Source organism: Microbacterium sp. 18062 (assembly GCF_902706225.1).
Classification (GTDB): Bacteria; Actinomycetota; Actinomycetes; order Actinomycetales; family Microbacteriaceae; genus Microbacterium.
In genome coordinates, this window is sequence record NZ_CACSKB010000099.1 from 1 (window position 1) to 2,108 (window position 2,108).

The following is a 2,108-nucleotide window of genomic DNA, read 5'->3' on the forward strand; positions in this document are numbered from 1 at the left end:
AGCCAGCTTGTACCGTCAACCACGCCGCGCCCGACTGGCGCATGAAGTGCGCTCCATCTACCTTCGCGCGAGGCAAACCCACCTGGCACATGACCGAGTGCATGAACGCGAAATCGTTGCCAGTCGGCGACTGGCCCATGATGTCAGCACTGGCTGAGATCAGCTCGATCTCGCGCTTCGTGGGCAGTTTCCGAGCAGCTGCGGCCACTCCCTGCTTTCGTGTGATTTTGCTAGGATCTGTCATGGTCATCCTTTCCTCCCCAGGACTTGGCCAAAGCCCGGACTGTTGACGCAGTCTCGGGCTCTTTTTTTGCATCAAGCTACTTGTTGAGCGGCATGCAGCAGCCGCAGAATTTCCACCGTGCTGGTGTCGGGCAGCAATCGATAGAACACGATGTAGTTCTTGTGAACCACCAGCTCCCGTACACCCTTCTGTAATCCTGGTCGGCCTGAGCGCCCCAGCATTGGGTGATCGGCAAGCTTCTGTGCTTTTTCCCGTAGCTCTTGGCCAAAAGTCTCAGCACGAGTGGGGTTCCCCTTGGCGATGTAGTCGATGATCCCGTCGAGGTCGTTCACGGCCATGGGCCGCCAGACGATGGAGTACCGCATCGATCAGTTGGAGGAAACCGTTTCGCGGTGGTGCGCGATCCGAGCATCCATGCGGGCCATGACGTCATCGTGCGAAACACTCGGGCTCAGATCGTCCATCGACGCCTGAATGCCGGCGGCCAAAGCTCGGTTGTGTGCCATCGCCTGATGGGCATCGCGCATTGCCGCGCCGCGTACTTCACGACTGCGGCTCATGTCTTTCTGATCGGGATCCCACTGCGTAGCATCGATCTGGGCGGTTCCAATGCCCACATCGCGGAGGACAACCAGGGCTGAGGTTGGATTGCCAAACCGGCGTGGCTCGGTGCTTCGGGCCTTGGCCAGGAATGCACCCTGTCCGCTGCGTGTGGAGATCTCTATGAAAAAACCACCGCCCTGCCCCTTCAAGGTCACGCTCTTGACCCCGCCTGCACTGGTAGTGGCGCGAAACTGCTCAAGCGTCATGCTGTTCATTTCTATCTCCTGTTGTCACAAATATAGTTGATATTGTGCATGTTTGATAGAATGTTTGCAATGAACTTTCTTCCACTTTCGACATGGCCAGCGAATGCCATGCTTGTCATCGATCTCGAAGCGACTTGCGATGAGGCCGACGCTCTGCAGGCGATGGAGATCATCGAGATCGGTGCTGTCTGGGCCACGCCCGCCGGCGAGATCCTGGACGTCTTTCAGGCCCTCGTGCGGCCAGTAGTGCACCCGAAGCTCACGCCGTTCTGCCGGCGACTCACGGGCATCGAGCAGATCGACGTGGACGGTGCAGAGTTATTTCCCGTCGTGGCCCACCAGTTGGCCGCCTTCGCTCAACGACACCAATCCGACTTGGTCATGACGTGGGGCAGCTGGGGGCAATTCGATGCCAAGCAGCTGATCAAGGATTGCGAGCGCCACGGTGTGTCACACCCTCTTCCCGGCTTTGAGCATGTGAACCTCAAGCGCCAGTTCGCCAAGGCCCGGAAAATCAAAGAGGTGGGCATGGCCAGAGCTTTGCAGATGGTCGGTATGGCGCTTGAAGGGTCGCATCACCGCGGCCTGGACGATGCTCGCAACATTGCGAAGCTACTCCCCTGGTGTCGGCCCACGTGAGGGGGGGTCAATCCGCAACGCGAAAACCTGGGTTCAGCCTGCCATGTGCGATGGCGACCTAATGGACCTTGGGCGCATCAACAATTGGAGATTACACATGAGCACCTCAGCAGCACAGATCAGCGCCTGGGGCAACGGCCTCGCACTGCGCCTCACGAAGCCGATGGCCAAGATTGTCGGCGTGACCGAAGGCTCGCCGGTCCGCGTCACGGTCAAGCCCGGCCGCATCGTCATTGAGACTGAGGCCGAGCCGACGTTGGACCAGATGCTGGCGTCCTTCGATCCGAAGAAGCATGGTGGCGAAGTGATGGCCGGTCGTGCGACGGGTGTGGAGGCGTTCGCCGATAGCGTCGCCTAAGTCGGCGCTGCAGGTGCCCGAGCGGGCAGAGATCATCTTCAGGCTGGATTTTATATAC

At 59.3% G+C, this 2,108-nt stretch carries 4 protein-coding genes and 1 pseudogene; 2 read left to right on the plus strand and 3 right to left on the minus strand.

Features of this window, described 5'->3' with window-relative positions; genetic code table 11:
• The 3 genes and pseudogenes from GVL03_RS22745 to GVL03_RS22755 form a co-directional block, all read right to left on the minus strand.
• Positions 1-244, minus strand: a pseudogene (locus tag GVL03_RS22745) (hypothetical protein); the annotation flags it as partial.
• Between the two features lie 71 nt (positions 245-315).
• A complete protein-coding gene (locus tag GVL03_RS22750; protein WP_235038243.1) occupies positions 316-609 on the minus strand; it encodes a type II toxin-antitoxin system RelE/ParE family toxin in 294 nt (97 codons plus the stop codon).
• 3 nt (positions 610-612) lie between these two features.
• Positions 613-1,062, minus strand: a complete 450-nt coding sequence (locus GVL03_RS22755; protein WP_159502524.1) for a hypothetical protein — start codon at positions 1,060-1,062, stop codon at positions 613-615.
• Positions 1,063-1,122: 60 nt separating this feature from the next.
• Here GVL03_RS22755 and GVL03_RS22760 point away from each other — a divergent pair, with 60 nt between their 5' ends.
• Positions 1,123-1,692: a 3'-5' exonuclease gene (locus tag GVL03_RS22760; protein ID WP_159502525.1), complete on the plus strand. Its 570-nt coding sequence runs from the start codon at positions 1,123-1,125 to the stop codon at positions 1,690-1,692.
• A gap of 97 nt (positions 1,693-1,789) precedes the next feature.
• Positions 1,790-2,050: a hypothetical protein gene (locus GVL03_RS22765; protein WP_200847246.1), complete on the plus strand. Its 261-nt coding sequence runs from the start codon at positions 1,790-1,792 to the stop codon at positions 2,048-2,050.
• Positions 2,051-2,108 lie beyond the last annotated feature (58 nt).

Bases quoted from the DNA above. Each gene is read 5' to 3' on its own strand.
- GVL03_RS22750 (WP_235038243.1), bottom strand. From the start codon at position 609: ATGCGGTACTCCATCGTCTGGCGGCCCATGGCCGTGAACGACCTCGAC.
- GVL03_RS22755 (WP_159502524.1), bottom strand. From the start codon at position 1,062: ATGAACAGCATGACGCTTGAGCAGTTTCGCGCCACTACCAGTGCAGGC.
- GVL03_RS22760 (WP_159502525.1), top strand. From the start codon at position 1,123: ATGAACTTTCTTCCACTTTCGACATGGCCAGCGAATGCCATGCTTGTC.
- GVL03_RS22765 (WP_200847246.1), top strand. From the start codon at position 1,790: ATGAGCACCTCAGCAGCACAGATCAGCGCCTGGGGCAACGGCCTCGCA.